14 protein-coding genes are annotated in these 14,680 nt (G+C 60.7%); 9 read left to right on the forward strand and 5 right to left on the reverse strand.

All coding sequences use genetic code 11. The annotated features are described in order from the left end of the window. The first annotated feature begins 49 nt into the window (after window positions 1-49). Window positions 50-1,132, forward strand: coding sequence for a dTDP-glucose 4,6-dehydratase (gene rfbB / locus CAF90_RS18080; RefSeq protein ID WP_085607984.1), 1,083 nt, complete (start codon window positions 50-52; stop codon window positions 1,130-1,132). 42 nt (window positions 1,133-1,174) lie between these two features. Next, a complete protein-coding gene (rfbA, locus tag CAF90_RS18085) occupies window positions 1,175-2,098 on the forward strand; it encodes a glucose-1-phosphate thymidylyltransferase RfbA (RefSeq protein WP_085607986.1) in 924 nt (307 codons plus the stop codon). Between the two features lie 36 nt (window positions 2,099-2,134). Here rfbA and CAF90_RS18090 read toward each other — a convergent pair whose 3' ends face one another. After that, window positions 2,135-3,271, reverse strand: coding sequence for an LLM class flavin-dependent oxidoreductase (locus tag CAF90_RS18090; RefSeq protein WP_085607988.1), 1,137 nt, complete (start codon window positions 3,269-3,271; stop codon window positions 2,135-2,137). Between the two features lie 26 nt (window positions 3,272-3,297). Between CAF90_RS18090 and CAF90_RS18095 the strand changes: the two genes are divergently transcribed. From CAF90_RS18095 to CAF90_RS18125, 7 genes are all read left to right on the forward strand, one after another. After that, window positions 3,298-4,302: an NAD(P)-dependent oxidoreductase gene (locus CAF90_RS18095; RefSeq protein WP_256578442.1), complete on the forward strand. Its 1,005-nt coding sequence runs from the start codon at window positions 3,298-3,300 to the stop codon at window positions 4,300-4,302. Window positions 4,303-4,533: 231 nt separating this feature from the next. Continuing rightward, on the forward strand, window positions 4,534-5,691 hold the full coding sequence (locus CAF90_RS18100) for an oxidoreductase (RefSeq protein ID WP_085607992.1): 1,158 nt from the start codon (window positions 4,534-4,536) through the stop codon (window positions 5,689-5,691). 135 nt (window positions 5,692-5,826) lie between these two features. Next, window positions 5,827-6,927 (forward strand): efflux RND transporter periplasmic adaptor subunit, encoded by a 1,101-nt coding sequence (locus CAF90_RS18105; protein WP_085607993.1) that lies wholly within the window; start codon window positions 5,827-5,829, stop codon window positions 6,925-6,927. After that, window positions 6,924-10,001, forward strand: coding sequence for a MexW/MexI family multidrug efflux RND transporter permease subunit (locus CAF90_RS18110; RefSeq protein WP_085607994.1), 3,078 nt, complete (start codon window positions 6,924-6,926; stop codon window positions 9,999-10,001). The genes CAF90_RS18105 and CAF90_RS18110 overlap by 4 nt, the downstream gene beginning before the upstream one ends. A gap of 9 nt (window positions 10,002-10,010) precedes the next feature. After that, window positions 10,011-11,462, forward strand: coding sequence for an efflux transporter outer membrane subunit (locus CAF90_RS18115; RefSeq protein ID WP_085607995.1), 1,452 nt, complete (start codon window positions 10,011-10,013; stop codon window positions 11,460-11,462). Window positions 11,463-11,591: 129 nt separating this feature from the next. Next, window positions 11,592-11,957 carry a helix-turn-helix transcriptional regulator gene (locus tag CAF90_RS18120; protein ID WP_085607996.1) on the forward strand — a complete coding sequence of 122 codons (366 nt, stop codon included), beginning with the start codon at window positions 11,592-11,594 and terminating at the stop codon, window positions 11,955-11,957. Window positions 11,958-12,031: 74 nt separating this feature from the next. Continuing rightward, complete coding sequence (locus CAF90_RS18125) at window positions 12,032-12,589, forward strand: chorismate lyase (RefSeq protein WP_085607997.1); 558 nt, start codon at window positions 12,032-12,034, stop codon at window positions 12,587-12,589. A 50-nt stretch (window positions 12,590-12,639) separates the two neighbouring features. Here the strand turns inward: CAF90_RS18125 and CAF90_RS18130 are convergent, their stop codons facing one another. From CAF90_RS18130 to CAF90_RS18145, 4 genes are all read right to left on the reverse strand, one after another. Then, window positions 12,640-12,915, reverse strand: coding sequence for a LysR family transcriptional regulator (locus tag CAF90_RS18130; protein ID WP_007953837.1), 276 nt, complete (start codon window positions 12,913-12,915; stop codon window positions 12,640-12,642). Window positions 12,916-12,974: 59 nt separating this feature from the next. Further along, window positions 12,975-13,484, reverse strand: a complete 510-nt coding sequence (locus CAF90_RS18135) for a flavin reductase (RefSeq protein WP_007953834.1) — start codon at window positions 13,482-13,484, stop codon at window positions 12,975-12,977. A gap of 146 nt (window positions 13,485-13,630) precedes the next feature. Next, window positions 13,631-14,008 carry a MerR family transcriptional regulator gene (locus CAF90_RS18140; RefSeq protein ID WP_085607998.1) on the reverse strand — a complete coding sequence of 126 codons (378 nt, stop codon included), beginning with the start codon at window positions 14,006-14,008 and terminating at the stop codon, window positions 13,631-13,633. A gap of 51 nt (window positions 14,009-14,059) precedes the next feature. After that, window positions 14,060-14,638, reverse strand: a complete 579-nt coding sequence (locus CAF90_RS18145) for an NAD(P)H-dependent oxidoreductase (protein WP_170929404.1) — start codon at window positions 14,636-14,638, stop codon at window positions 14,060-14,062. Between the last annotated feature and the right edge of the window lie 42 nt (window positions 14,639-14,680).

A 14,680-nucleotide genomic window follows, 5' to 3' on the forward strand; every position in this document is an offset into this window, starting at 1 on the left:
ACACAGCATCGAAGGACGTTAAGTCATCATTTTGCCAGGGGAGGCGCTGATGAAAATTTTAGTGACAGGGGGCGCGGGCTTCATTGGCTCGGCCGTGGTGCGGTTTCTGATTGAAGAGACCGAATGTGAAGTGATCAACGTCGACAAACTGACCTACGCCGGCAACCTTGAATCGCTGGCCGATGTGTCCGATTCGCCGCGTTACCGTTTCTGCCAGGTCGACATCTGCGACAAGCCAGCGCTGGACGAACTGTTCACGCGCCTGCAACCGGATGCGGTGATGCACCTGGCCGCCGAGTCCCATGTGGACCGCTCGATCGATGGCCCGCAAGCCTTCATCGAAACCAACATCGTCGGCACCTACACGATGCTCGAAGCGGCGCGTGGTTACTGGAACCGACTGGACGCTAAGCGTCAGGCGGCGTTCCGTTTCCATCACATTTCCACCGATGAAGTGTATGGCGACCTGGAGCCCGAAGATCCGGCGTTCACCGAGCGTACGCCGTATGCGCCAAGTTCGCCGTACTCGGCGACCAAGGCCGGTTCCGATCATCTGGTCCGCGCCTGGCATCGCACCTTCGGCCTGCCGGTGGTGATGAGCAATTGCTCAAACAATTACGGGCCGTATCACTTCCCGGAAAAACTGATTCCACACGTCATTCTCAATGCGCTGCAAGGCAAGCCGTTGCCGGTGTACGGCGATGGTGCGCAGATTCGCGACTGGCTGTTCGTCGAGGATCACGCCCGCGCCTTGTATGCGGTGGTCACGCGCGGTGAGGTCGGGCAGACCTACAACATCGGCGGCCACAACGAGAAGACCAACCTGGAAGTGGTGCACACCCTGTGCGACCTGCTCGAAGCGCGCGGTGCGGAGAAACCGGCGGGTGTTGCGCACTTCCGCGACCTGATCACCTTCGTCAAGGATCGTCCGGGCCACGACAAACGCTACGCGGTCGATGCCGGAAAAATCCACGCGACGCTGGGCTGGACGCCGCAGGAAACCTTCGAAAGCGGCATGAAGAAAACCGTCGACTGGTATCTGGACAACCGCGCCTGGTGGGTGCGGGTGATGTCCGGTGCCTACGCGCTGGAGCGCCTCGGCGAGCAACGCGACGAAGCCCTCGTGGCCTGACCATTCAGTCATTCAAATCTCACTGCTTGAAAGGAAAAAAGCATGGCCAAGTACAAAGGAATTCTGCTGGCAGGCGGCGCCGGTTCGCGTCTGCACCCGATCACCCTGGGCGTCTCGAAACAGTCGCTGCCGGTGTATGACAAACCGATGATCTACTACCCGCTGTCGGTGCTGATGCTGGCGGAAATCCGCGAGATCCTGATCATCTCCACGCCGGAAGATCTGCCGGGCTTCCAGCGCATGCTCGGCGACGGCAGCCAGTTGGGCCTGAGCCTGAGCTACGCGGTACAACCGAGCCCGGACGGCCTCGCGCAGGCGTTCATCATCGGTCGCGAATTCGTCGGTGAAGACAACGTGTGCCTGGTGCTCGGCGACAATATTTTCTACGGCGCCGGTTTCGGTGAAACCCTGCTGCAAGCGGCGGCGCGTGATGAAGGCGCGACAGTGTTCGGCTACTACGTGGCCGATCCCGAGCGCTTTGGCGTGGTGGAATTCGATGCTGCCGGCAAGGCCTTGAGCATCTGCGAAAAACCGAGCGATCCGAAGTCCAACTATGCCGTCACAGGCCTGTATTTCTACGACAACGAAGTGCTGAAGATTGCCGCCGACATCAAGCCATCGCCGCGAGGTGAACTGGAGATTACCGATGTCAACAACGTCTATCTGCAACGCGGGAAATTGAACGTATCGGTGATGGGTCGTGGGATGGCCTGGCTGGATACCGGAACCCACGATGCGTTGATTGAGGCCGGCAATTTCGTGCAGGCCATCGAGAAACGCCAGGGCTTGAAAATCGCCTGCCTCGAAGAGATCGCCTACAACAAGGGCTGGATCGACGACGCGCAATTGCTGGTGCACGCGGGCAGCATGAGCAAGACCGGTTACGGTCAGTATCTGGCGCGACTGATCAACGATGACGTGGTGGTTGCGATGGATGCGCAGCGCCCGTTGAAAGGCGCTGCCTGATCAAGTGTGGGAGCGAGCCTGCTCGCTCCCACAGGGTCAGTGGCCGGTCACGCTGTCGAGTTGGGCAGCTTTGACCGTCGAGTGCGGTTCGGCCGACGGGGTTTGCAAACGGGCCAGGCGATTGGCGTGAGTCGGCGCTTCGGCCGCCAGCGGGGAGCGGCGTTTGCGGGTTTCTTCACGCAGCACCGGCAACACTTCCTTGCCGAACATGTCGAGTTGTTCCAGCACGGTTTTCAGCGGAATGCCGCCATGGTCGAACAGGAACAGCTGGCGCTGATAGTCGCCGAAGTACTCGCGGAAGGTCAGGGTCTTGTCGATGATTTCCTGAGGGCTGCCGACGGCCAGCGGGGTCATTTCCATGAATTCTTCCAGGGATGGACCGTGGCCGTACACCGGGGCGTTGTCGAAGTAGGGACGGAATTCACGGCGCGCATCCTGCGAGTTGCGACGCATGAAAATATGCCCGCCGAGACCGACGATCGCCTGCTCCGGCGTGCCGTGACCGTAATGGGCAAACCGCGCGCGGTAGAACTCGACCAGCGCCATGAAGTGCTCACGGGGCCAGAGGATGTGGCTGGCAAAAAAACCGTCGCCGTAATACGCCGCCTGTTCGGCGATTTCCGGGGTGCGGATCGAGCCGTGCCAGACGAAGGGCGGCAGGTCATCGAGGGGCCGCGGGATCGAGGTGAAGTTTTTCAGCGGGGTGCGAAAGCGTCCGCTCCAGTTGAGGTCTTCTTCGCGCCAGAGCCGGTGCAGCAGGCGGTAGTTTTCCATCGCCAGTGGCAGACCGTCGGCGATGCTCTTGCCGAACCAGGGGTAGACCGGCGCGGTGTTGCCCCGGCCGAGCATCAGGTCCATGCGGCCGCCGCAGAGGTTTTGCAGCAGCGAATATTCTTCGGCCAGACGCACCGGATCGTTGGTGCTGATCAGGGTGGTGGACGTCGAGAGAATGATGCGTTGGGTCTTGGCTGCGATGTAGGCCAGCAGCGTGGTGGGAGAGGAGGTGATGAACGGGGGATTGTGGTGCTCGCCGGTGGCGAACACGTCCAGTCCGATGTCTTCAGCCTTCTGCGCAATTTGCAGGGTGGCCTGGATGCGCTCGGATTCGCTGGGGGTACGGGCGTTGGTAGGGTCTTGTGTGACGTCGCCAACGGTGTAGATCCCGAATTGCATAAAGCCTCCTTGCCTTGGGTAAAGGTGTGTTTGAAACCCTTGCCGCGAACAATGAATCATCGCGGCACTTGAAATGTACGCCTGTACACGTACAATCGCAAACATGGGTCATTGCACAAACGGATTTGAAGACCTCATCGAGAGAGGAGCGCGACATGGAACTGGGATTTATCGGTCTGGGCACGATGGGCGCACCGATGGTGCTGAACCTGCTGAAAGCCGGGCATCGGGTCCGCGTGTGGAATCGTTCGTCGGCACCGCTGGAAGCACTGGCTGCGGCCGGCGCCGAAGCTGTCGAGACACCGGCACTGGCGGCCCAGGCCGAGGTGCTGATTTCGATGCTCGGCGATGACACGGCAATCCGCTCGGTGTTCTTCGATGCCAAGGCGCTGGACGGTCTGCGGGCCGGCAGCGTTCACGTCAACATGTCCACCGTATCGGTGGCGCTGGCCAGGGAACTGGCGGCCGTGCATCAAGCACGTGGCGTCGGTTACGTGTCGGCACCGGTGCTGGGGCGGGTCGATGTGGCGGCTGCCGGCAATCTGAACATTCTCGCCTCCGGGCCCGCCGAAGCACTGGCCCGGGTGCAGCCGCTGTTCGATGTGCTGGGGCGCAAGACCTGGACGTTCGGCGACACGGCTGAAGTGGCCTGCGCCGCCAAACTGTCGGCTAACCTGATGATTGCCTCGGCGATCGAATCCATGGCCGAAGCCTCGACCCTGGCCGGCGGTTACGGCATCAGTCGCGAGGCGTTCATCGAAATGATCACCTCGACCCTGTTTGCCGTGCCGGTCTATCAGGGCTACGGCAAGCTGATGGTCGATGAAAAATTCGAGCCGGCCGGTTTCAAATTATCGCTGGGCCTCAAGGATGTTCGCCTGGCGCTGGAGGCCGGTGAGGCGGCGCAGGTGCCGCTGCCGTTTGCCAGCGTGTTGAAGGACAACCTGCTGGACGGCATGGCCCATGGTCAGGCCGATCAGGACTGGGCCTCACTGTCAAAAGTCAGTGACCGGCGCGCCGGCGTGAAGTAAGCAAAAAGATTCAAGCAACGTAACTTGTTCGCAAGTTACGTTGGCCTCTTGCGCCTTGCGTAATTGTCGGACAGTGATTGCTCTTTTATTGGGAAATGAAAGAAGTCTGATAATAGTGCTTGTCAAATGTACGACTGTAGACGTACATTTTTATCGGGGTTTAACAACAATAAAAAGTTCTGTCTGTTTTTTCGTCTGCTGATCGTAAATAAATAATAGCTAGGAGCCGTTATGAAAAATCTAATGCAATGGAACAGCCTTCCCTCCGAATCCAATGAATGGCTCGAGAAGGTGCGTGCACTCAATCCGCTGATTATTCAGCACCGCGATTACAGCGAGCAGACCAATGCGACGCACAAGGATGTGATGTCCCGATTCTTCAAGGAGGGTTTTGGCCGCACCTCGGTGTCCAAAGCGTTCGGCGGGTCCCAGGTCGATATCCAGACCACCTCGGCGCTGCTGCTGGAATTCGCCCGGTTTGACGCTTCGCTGTCCTGGCAGCTGGCGGTGCAAGTGGCGATGGGGCGCCTGTCGGATTACTTGCCGGAAGCCACCTCCGAAGCGATCTACAACCACTGCGACGGTTTCGTGATCGGCGCCATCCACTCCGGCGGCGAAGCGCTGCCGATGGGCGACGAGTACCTGCTGAGCGGCAAATGGGCGTTCGCCAGTGGCTCGGCCCACGCCGACTGGCTGGTCTGCACCGCCACGGTCAAAGGCACCGAAAACAACACCACTCCGGAAGTGCGGATGTTCTTCGTGCCCGCCAGCCAATGCACCATCCTGCCGACCTGGGACACCCTGGGCATGCGCGGCACCGGCAGCCATCACTTCCAGTGCTCCAGCGTGATCGTCCACAAGTCCTTCTCGCTGGACGTCGAGACCCTCAAGCAATCCCCCGAAGCACGCAGCTCCCGGGCCTATGCCACCGGTTACTACGAGTTCGGCACCCTGGCGGCGATGTCCACCGTACTGGGCGTGGCCCGCGCTGCGGTCGATCATTTCCGCAATGACCGCGCCGTGAACACCGATCCGGGTCTGGAAGGGGTGATCTTCGAGAAGACCGGTCGAGCCATCTCCTCGGTGCATACCGCACAACTGCTGCTGGAAGATGCGATCCACCAGGTCATCAACCGTGGTGAAACCGTCGGCGAACCGGTCAGCGCCCGCGTCGGCCTGGCAGCCTCGGTGCTGACCGAGAACTCGGTCAATGCGGTCAACCAGATCTACTCGATGGCCGGTTCCAAAGCCGTCTACAAGTCGCACTTCCTGGAGCGTTGCTTCCGCGATATTCACACCGGATCGAAGCACTTCACGTTGTCGCCTTTGAACTTGCACGGTATCGGCAAGTACTACCTGGATAAAACCAACGTACTGGCCGCGGCGTAACAGCGGATAAATAAAGCGGGCGCGTTTACAAGTGAAAATTCACAGGGATCGATAACGCGCCCGCCTTAAGTTGCACCTTTATTTTCTTAAAACTCAAACTTTTGTGCTCGCAGCAAAGAGTCAAGGGAGTGCCACATGCTTGCTCGAAACATTATCAAGTCGCTGATCTTTATTATTCTTGTGGTGGTGTTATCCGCTGCACTGGGCTGGCGTTTCTGGTCGCCGCCACCGGCGGCGGCCGAGCAACGGATCCCCAGCACCCGGGTCGGTCTGGCCGTGGTCAAAAAGCAGCCTTACACCTACTACCTCGAGGCCATCGGCAAACTCGAAGCCCAGCGTCAGGTGCTGGTGTCGGCTGAAGTCAGCGGCAAAGTGGTGGACATCGATTTCGAGTCCGGTGATGAAGTGAAGGCGGGGCAGGTGCTGCTCAAGCTCAACGATGCGCCGGAGCAAGGCGAACTGGTGCGCCTGAAAGGCGAGTACGAATCGGCCAAGGCGCAGTTTGCCCGTGTCCAGGAACTGGCCAAGACCGGCGCTGAAAGCCGTCGCGCCTTCGACAGTGCCCGCGCTCAATACGACGCGGCCAAAGGCGACATGGAGCGCATGCAGGCGCAGATCGCCCAACGGCACATTCGTGCGCCGTTCGCCGGCACCCTCGGCATTCGCCAGGCGCATCTGGGCCAATACCTGCAAGCCGGCAGCGCGGTGGCGACCCTGACCGATCCGGGCGTGCTGCGCGTCAACTTCACCCTCGCCGAGCGCGATGGCTCGCAAGTGCAACTGGGCCAGACCGTGCAGGCCAAGGTCGATGCCTGGGGTGATGTGACCTTCGCCGGCAAGATCGTGGCGGTCGATCCACAGATCAACCAGTCCCACACCATCAACGTTCAAGCGGTCATCACCGACACGCAAAAACGCCTGCGTCCCGGCATGTACGCACGGGTCTCGGTGACCCTGCCGCAGACCGCCGAGCTGCTGATTCCGGAAACCGCGATCACCTACAACGCCTACGGCGAAAGCGTGTTCTCGGTCTACACCGACGAGGCCGGCGTGCAGAAGGTCAAGCGCGAAAGCATCAAGGTCGGCGAGCGCCGCGATGGCTGGGCGGTGGTCGACAAGGGCCTGACCGAAGGCGTGCAAGTGGTGACGTCCGGCCAGCTCAAGCTCCACGACGGCGTGGCGGTGGAAGGCGTGCCGGACACGATTGCTCTTAAACTCAGTGGGCTGGAAAAATGAATTTCACCGACCTCTTTCTTCGCCGCCCGGTGCTGGCCGTGGTGGTCAGCACGCTGATCCTGCTGTTCGGGGTGCGCGCGCTGATGAACCTGCCGATCCGCCAGTACCCGATGCTGGAAACATCGACCATCACGGTCACGACCCAGTATCCCGGCGCTTCTTCGGAACTGATGCAAGGCTTCGTCACGCAGCCGATCAGCCAGGCCGTGGCCTCGGTCGAGGGCATCGACTATCTGTCGTCGACTTCGACCCAGGGTCGCAGCCAGGTGACGATCCGCATGGCGCTCAACAGCGACTCGATCGCGGCGCTGACCGAGGTCATGGCCAAGGTCAACCAGATCAAATACCGCTTGCCGAAGGACGCGTACGACCCGGTGGTGGAGCGCACTTCCGGCGGCTTCACCAGCGTGGCCTACGTCGCGTTCGCCAGCTCCAACCTGACCATTCCGGAGATGTCGGATTACATCTCCCGCGTCGTCGAGCCGATGTTCGCCGGCATCGAAGGCGTGGCCAAGATCAACATCATGGGCGAGCAGAAACTGTCCATGCGCCTTTGGCTCGACCCGCAGCGTCTGGCCGGATACGGCATGACCGGGCAGGACGTGTCGGCGGCCATCGAGGGCAACAACTTCCAGGCGGCTCCCGGTCAGGTCAAAGGCCTGTACGTGGTCAGCAACCTGCGGGTCAACACCGACCTGAACAGCGTCGAAGATTTCCGCGACATGGTGCTGCGCAACGACAACGGCCACATCATCCGTGTGCGTGACGTCGGTACTGTGGAACTGAACGCAGCCTCCACCGACACCAGCGGCGCGATGAGCGATGTACCCGCGCTGTTCCTCGGTCTGGACGCGGCGCCGACCGGCAACCCGCTGGTCATCGTCAAACGTGTGCGTGAATTGCTGCCGCAGATTCAGGAAACCCTGCCACCGGGCGTGACCGTGCAGATCCCGTTCGAAGTGGCGCACTTCATTCAGTCGTCGATCGACGAGGTGAGCTACACCCTGCTCGAAGCGCTGGTGATCGTGGTGCTGGTGATTTACCTGTGCCTGGGCACGTTCCGCACCGTGCTGATTCCGCTGGTGACCATTCCGCTGTCGATGCTCGGCGCGGCGATGCTGATGCAGATGTTCGGCTTCAGCCTCAACCTGCTGACCCTGCTCGCCATGGTGCTCGCCATCGGGCTGGTGGTGGACGACGCCATCGTTGTGGTGGAAAACGTTCACCGTCACATCGAAGAGGGCAAGACGCCGTTCGACGCTGCACTGATCGGCGCCCGTGAAGTGGCCGGTCCGGTGGTGGCGATGACCTTCACTCTGGCGGCGGTGTACGCGCCAATTGGCTTGATGGGCGGCCTCACTGGCACGCTGTTCAAGGAGTTCGCACTGACCCTGGCCGGTGCCGTGGTGATTTCCGGCATCGTCGCCCTGACCCTGTCGCCGATCATGAGTACTCGCCTGCTGGACGCGAAAACCAGCGAAGGTTTCATGGCCGTAAAGGCGGACCGTTTCTTCCAGTACCTGTCCCGTCGTTATGGCGCGCTGCTCGGCGGTTCATTGTCGCGTCGCTGGATCAGCCTGAGCGTGGCGCTGGTGATCTTCTTCAGCCTGCCGTTCCTCTATCGCTCGGCGCAGACCGAACTGGCGCCGCTGGAAGACCAGAACATCCTGCTGACCGCGATCAAGGCACCGCAGCACGCCAACCTGAATTACCTCGAGGCCTACGCCCACGAGCTGTACAAGACCTTCAACGAAATCCCCGAGGGCTACAGCAACTGGGTGGCGAACGGCTCCGACGGTCTGTCCAACAGCGTCGGCGGGATCAACCTGGTGGACTGGGAAAAACGCGGCCGCGATGCCAACACCATCCAGCCTGACTTGCAGGCGCGGGTGAACCAGATCGAAGGCACGAGCATTTTCGTGTTCCAGATGCCGCCGCTGCCGGGCTCCACCGGTGGCCTGCCGGTGCAGATGGTGATCCGCAGCGATCAGGAATACCTGGCGCTGTACAACGTGATGGATCAGCTCAAACAGGCGGCGCAAGCCAGCGGTCTGTTCGCGGTGGTCGACAGTGATCTGGACTTCAACAACCCGGTGGTGGAAATCCAGGTTGACCGCGCCAAGGCCAACGCCCTGGGCATCCGCATGCAGGACATCGGCGAGACGCTCAACAGCCTGATCGGCGAGAAGTACGTCAACCGGTTCTCGTTCCACGGCCGTTCCTATGACGTGATTCCGCAATCGGTGTCGGCGGATCGCCTGACCCCGGAAACCCTGAAGCTGTATTACGTGAAGGATCAGAAGGGAAACCCGGTGCCGCTGTCGACGCTGGCCACCCTCAGCGTCAAGGTCGAGCCGAATCGCCTGACCCAGTTCAACCAGCAGAACTCCGCCACGTTCCAGGCCATTCCGGCGCCGGGCGTGACCCTGGGTGATGCCGTGGGCTTCCTGCAAAAACAATCGGAAGGCTTCCCGGCCGGCTTCAGTTTCGACTGGCAGTCCGACGCCCGCCAATACGTGCAGGAAGGCAACAGCCTGGCGTTCACCTTCGGCCTGGCCCTGGTGATCATCTACCTGGTGCTGAGCGTGCAGTACGAGAGCTTCCGCGACCCGTTCATCATTCTGATCAGCGTGCCGCTGTCGATCTGCGGGGCCCTGGTGCCGCTGGCGCTGGGCATGACCTCGATGAACATCTACACCCAGATCGGCCTGATCACGCTGATCGGTCTGATCAGTAAGCACGGCATCCTGATGGTTGCATTCGCCAACGAGTTGCAGCGCCAGCAAGGCATGGACCGCGTGCGAGCGATCCAGCACGCCGCGCAGGTGCGTCTGCGGCCGATCCTGATGACGACTGCGGCGATGGTGGTCGGCCTCGCGCCCCTGTTGTTCGCCAGCGGTGCCGGCGCCAACAGCCGCTTCGGCCTGGGCCTGGTGATTGTGGTGGGGATGCTGATCGGCACCTTGTTCACCCTGTTCATTCTGCCGTCGGTGTACACGCTGCTCAGTTCGATCAAGCAACCGAGCCACGCACCCGAAGCCGAACCGGCCGGTGTGCCGCAACCCATCCTGTGAGGACGTGACATGCATTCGATTACACGTTTGATGCTGGCGCCGCTGGCGGCGTCCATCCTGTTGGCGGCGGGTTGTGTGAACTACGCCGGGATCGATCATCAGGGCAAATTGCTGGCGGTCGCCGATGCGCCGTCCGACAGCCTGAAAGACAAACTGCCGCCGGCCCAATGGCCGCGTGCGGACTGGTGGACATCGCTGGGTGATCCACGTCTGGGCGCGCTGATCGAAGAAGCGTACGCGAGCAATCCGGACCTGCAGGAAGTCGCTGCGCGGGTCGCAAAGGCCAACGCATTTCTCGACCTGCGCGATGCCGAACGCTATCCCGAAATGGACGCGTCGGCGGGTGTCACTCGCGGTCGCCTGTCGCGATTCGAGGACTACAGCGGCGAGGGACACAAGTACTTCACCGCGCGCAATCTGGCGGTGAATTTCAGCTACACCTTCGACCTCTGGGGCGGCCAGCGTGCCGCCTGGGAATCGGCGCTCAACAGCGCACGAGCGGCGGAAGTCGACCTGCAATCCTCGCGGCTGATTCTGGCGACCAACGTGGTCAAGGCTTACAACCAATTGGCGTATGCGTGGCAGGTCTCGGAGCTCAATCAACGGGATCTCGAACGCCTGAGCAAACTGGTGGATCTGACGGATTCACGCTATGGCTCGGGGCTCGACAACTTGTCGCAACTCAAGCAGGTGCAGAGCCTCAAGGCGCGTTCGGAATCGACCCTGATCGGCGCCAACGAAGACATCGAAATTGCTCGTCTTCAACTGTCGGCGCTGATCGGCAAGGGCGTTGATCGTGCGCACACGCTTGAGCGGCCATCGAATCTGCAAGCGAGCGTGGTGGCATTGCCGGCGCAGTTGCCGGCTCAACTATTGGGCCGTCGTCCGGACATCGTCGCTGCGCGTTGGCGCGTGGAGGCCGAGACCAAGAACGTCGAGGCAGTGAAGACCACGTTCTACCCGAACATCAATCTGGTGGCAGCGGCGGGTTCCCATGCGCTGACCGGTGATGCGTTGTTCGCCGGGGTCAGCAAGTTCTGGAATGTGGCGCCAACGGTGTCGCTGCCGATCTTCGATGCGGGTCGTCTGCGCTCGGATCTGAAGGCCGGCAATGCCGAACTCGACAGTTCGATTGCGCAGTACAATCGGGTGTTGAATTCGGCCCTGCACGAGGTGGCGATTTCGGTGACGCAGTTGCGTTCGTTCGAGCAGCAGATCGTCGTGCAGCGCGATGCCTGTTCGATTGCGCAGTCGTCTTACGATCTGTCGCAGTCGCGCTACAAGGCCGGGGAGGACACGTTCCTCGATGCGCTGAACATCGAGCAGCAATTGATCCAGGACGAAATGCGCCTGGCCTTCCTCAACAGCAAGCACATCGACAGTTCGGTTTCGTTGATGGCGGCGCTGGGCGGCGGCTTCCAGGCGCCCGCGCTGGAGACAGCGCAGAGCAGCAATTTGTAGTGTTTTCCGGGACGCCGCCCTCGGGGCGGCTGTCGCGGGGAAAAAGCATCTTGTGTATAGTCTTACTGTTCTCGTATAGACGAATACAAGCCGGATTTTTCCCGCCTATATCATCAAGGGTACCTACCTATGAACGTCCCGAATCATCCCAATCAGGATCAGATCCTTCTGGAAAATGTGCTGAACGCATTGGGAAGCCCGCTACGCCTGACCGTGTTGAAAGTGTTGTCCGATGGCCAGGAACATCCATGCGGCCGGATCCTCAAGGGCGCATCGAAGTCGACCATGACCCACCACTGGCGGGTTCTGCGCGACAGCGGTCTGATTTGGCAGCGCCCTTACGGTCGGGAAAACCTGCTGTCCCTGCGTCGTGAAGACATGGACGTGCGTTTTCCGGGATTGCTCGACTCGCTGCTGTCGGCGGTCAAGACCGATGAACAGACCATCGCCGTCATCAGCAAACACGAAGTGACCGAAGAAAACGGAGCCGAGTGACAGACACCGCCGGTGAAGGGTTGGCCTTCCACGGCAACCAACAATTCACCATCACCAGGAAGGTGTGAGCGGGTATGGATACAAGTCATTACTGGTCATCGCGACCGCTGTCGGAATTGACCGGCTCCGAGCATCACTGGCTGTTTTTGCCCGGGGCACTGACCCCACGTCTGAAAGCCATGGGCGATTATTCAATCGAAGTCGTCGAGCAGTCCCATGGCCCGCTCAATCCTGAAGAAGCGCAAGCGCTGAACGTGCCGCCGGCCACTATCGGCTGGGTGCGTGAAGTGGTGATGAAACTCGATGGCGAAGCCTGCGTCACCGCGCGCAGCCTGACCAGCGTGCCGGCACTGAATGGCGACTGGGCGGATCTGAACGGCTATGGCCGTCGACCGCTGGCCGAGATTCTCTACACGTCGGAGCAGACCCTGCGCGAGCCTTTCCAGTGCGCCTTGCTGTCCCCCGGCGCACCGCTGGCGGCGCTGTCCTATCGCTTCGCGCCACAGGCCAAACGTCTGCTGGCCCGGCGTTCGCGTTTCACCCGCAATGGTTCGGCGCTGCTGGTCAGCGAGTGCTTTTTGCCTGCCTTCTGGGCACGGGTTGAATACGCTCAGGCGCTCAAGTCGGCCTGATGAAAAAAACCTGCGGGCGTTCACGCCCGCAGGTTTTTTTCGCCGGTTTTTCAGAGCCGGATCACCGCTTCGATCTGCTTGATGGCCGGCGTCAGCGCTTGCGCCAGTTGCTCGGCTTTCGAGGTCGGGCGCATGGTTCTGGATGACCGTAGGAACAGAGGATCATCGAACCGCTTGCGCAGTCGTGCCAGCGATCCGCTGATGGCGGGTTGTTTGACGTGCAGGCGCTCGGCCGTGCGTGACACGCTGCGTTCGCGGAACAGCACCAGGAAAATGATGATCAGGTTCAGGTCGATATCCGCGAAGTTGTCTTCATTGAATAGCATGGTTACATCCCTGTCATGGCCCGCCGGCTAGCAATCTGCGATGCCGGCGGGTGTCTGGATCACTGCTCGGGTGCCAGGCGCAGTTCGTCGTTCAGACGGTAGTAACTGCGGTTGAAGTAGACCAGGCCTTCCGTGGCCTCGCTGTGTTGCTGCAGTTCGAGGATTTCACAGTAGAAGATGCTGTGGGTGCCGACCTCGTCGACCTTGCTGACCCGGCAATCGAGGCTGACCAGCGCCTCTTCGATCACCGGCGAACCGGTCTTGAGGGTCTGGCAGTTCACGCTGGAAAAACGCTCCTGCATGCTCAACTGCCGATTGGCGAACGCCCCTGATGTCGACTGGTGATCACCGGTCAGGACGTTCACGCACAGCACGCCATTGGTCTTGAAATGCTCGTGATTGGACGACGAGCGATTGACGCACACCAGCAGCGTGGGCGGTGAATCCGTCACGCTGCACACCGCCGACGCGGTAAAGCCGAAACGCCCCGCAGGGCCATCGGTCGTGACGATGGTGACGGCACTCCCCAGCATCGCCATCGCATTACGAAACTCCGTTGAATCAACCATCGCGTCACCTCATTCCATGTAGGTTTAATGGAGCCGATCCGTTCTTCCTTGTCCGTTGTCGTTGTGCGAAAACGGGTATCGGGCAACACGTTCGCTCTGGCGATATAGTACGTATGTATACGTACCTTGCAAGCTATTCCTTGTGCTTATTTTGCGGTCGATACGCTCGACAGGCATTGCTGTTGCGCGTGTTCAAGACTGGCCTCCAGCGCGCTCAATTCCTCTTGCTGTCGGCTGAGTTTCAGCAGCTGCGCCGCGATCTCTCTTTGCTTGTCGGCAATCGCGCGGCGGGCCTTTTCATAGGGCGACAGTTCGGGTTGGCCAGCAAAGATCGCCTGCAATTCCCTGAGGCGAAATCCCAGCGCCTGCGCGCATTTGATAAAGCTCAGCAGTTCGACCGTCTGCGGGTCGTAGACCCGGTATTTGCCCTGGCGCGGGGCCTCGGGCAGCAGGCCGATCGACTCGTAATGGCGGATGGTCTTGATCGTGGTTCCCGAACGCTGTGCGGCCTGGCCGATGTACATGTGCAAATCCCTTTTCTCCGTCAGCGGGCATGCGCACCAATAGCGGAAAACTCAATGGCGGGCAATCGATCCGGCCTGCTTCAGCCAGGTTTCACGCTGATGGTCGCTGGCGCCGAGTACCGGCCCGAAGGTCAGTGTCCGGCGCGGTTCGATCCCGCAGAACGCCAACGTGTTCTTGCGCACCTCGTGCAGGCCGGGCATGCGATAGATCCAGCGGTAATACCAGGGCGGGGTGTCCATGGTGACCAGCAGGTGGGCGCTGCGACCTTGCAGGAGTTTGTCGGGAAACGCTTTGCCCTGGCGGTATTTGAACGCGAAGCCGGGGAGCAGGACCCGGTCGAAAAAACCTTTGAGCAGCGCCGGAATCCCGCCCCACCAGATCGGGTACACCAGCGTCAGGTGTTCCGCCCACAACAGGTCGGCTTGGGCCTGGAGCAGATCCGGTTCAAGGGTCTGAACCTGACGGTAACCTTTGCGCAGGATCGGATCGAAATCGAGTTGGCCGAGGGCGATTTCCCGCACTTCGTGCCCGGCCTCGCGGGCCGATTTTGTGTAGCGTCCGGCCAGTGCCGCGCAGAAACTTTCGCTGGATGGATGGCCGAGAATCAACAAAATCCGCTTGCCCATCATGACTGCCCCTGAGGAAGAAACCCCAAGGGTAAAGTCTGCCCC

The organism is Pseudomonas sp. B37(2017), from assembly GCF_002112885.1.
GTDB classification, from domain to species: Bacteria; Pseudomonadota; Gammaproteobacteria; order Pseudomonadales; family Pseudomonadaceae; genus Aquipseudomonas; species Aquipseudomonas paraglycinae.

Excerpts from the sequence above, each read along its gene's own strand:
- rfbB (WP_085607984.1), top strand. The coding sequence starts at position 50 with ATGAAAATTTTAGTGACAGGGGGCGCGGGCTTCATTGGCTCGGCCGTG.
- rfbA (WP_085607986.1), top strand. The coding sequence starts at position 1,175 with ATGGCCAAGTACAAAGGAATTCTGCTGGCAGGCGGCGCCGGTTCGCGT.
- CAF90_RS18090 (WP_085607988.1), bottom strand. The coding sequence starts at position 3,271 with ATGCAATTCGGGATCTACACCGTTGGCGACGTCACACAAGACCCTACC.
- CAF90_RS18100 (WP_085607992.1), top strand. The coding sequence starts at position 4,534 with ATGAAAAATCTAATGCAATGGAACAGCCTTCCCTCCGAATCCAATGAA.
- CAF90_RS18105 (WP_085607993.1), top strand. The coding sequence starts at position 5,827 with ATGCTTGCTCGAAACATTATCAAGTCGCTGATCTTTATTATTCTTGTG.
- CAF90_RS18110 (WP_085607994.1), top strand. The coding sequence starts at position 6,924 with ATGAATTTCACCGACCTCTTTCTTCGCCGCCCGGTGCTGGCCGTGGTG.
- CAF90_RS18115 (WP_085607995.1), top strand. The coding sequence starts at position 10,011 with ATGCATTCGATTACACGTTTGATGCTGGCGCCGCTGGCGGCGTCCATC.
- CAF90_RS18120 (WP_085607996.1), top strand. The coding sequence starts at position 11,592 with ATGAACGTCCCGAATCATCCCAATCAGGATCAGATCCTTCTGGAAAAT.
- CAF90_RS18125 (WP_085607997.1), top strand. The coding sequence starts at position 12,032 with ATGGATACAAGTCATTACTGGTCATCGCGACCGCTGTCGGAATTGACC.
- CAF90_RS18130 (WP_007953837.1), bottom strand. The coding sequence starts at position 12,915 with ATGCTATTCAATGAAGACAACTTCGCGGATATCGACCTGAACCTGATC.
- CAF90_RS18135 (WP_007953834.1), bottom strand. The coding sequence starts at position 13,484 with ATGGTTGATTCAACGGAGTTTCGTAATGCGATGGCGATGCTGGGGAGT.
- CAF90_RS18140 (WP_085607998.1), bottom strand. The coding sequence starts at position 14,008 with ATGTACATCGGCCAGGCCGCACAGCGTTCGGGAACCACGATCAAGACC.
- CAF90_RS18145 (WP_170929404.1), bottom strand. The coding sequence starts at position 14,638 with ATGATGGGCAAGCGGATTTTGTTGATTCTCGGCCATCCATCCAGCGAA.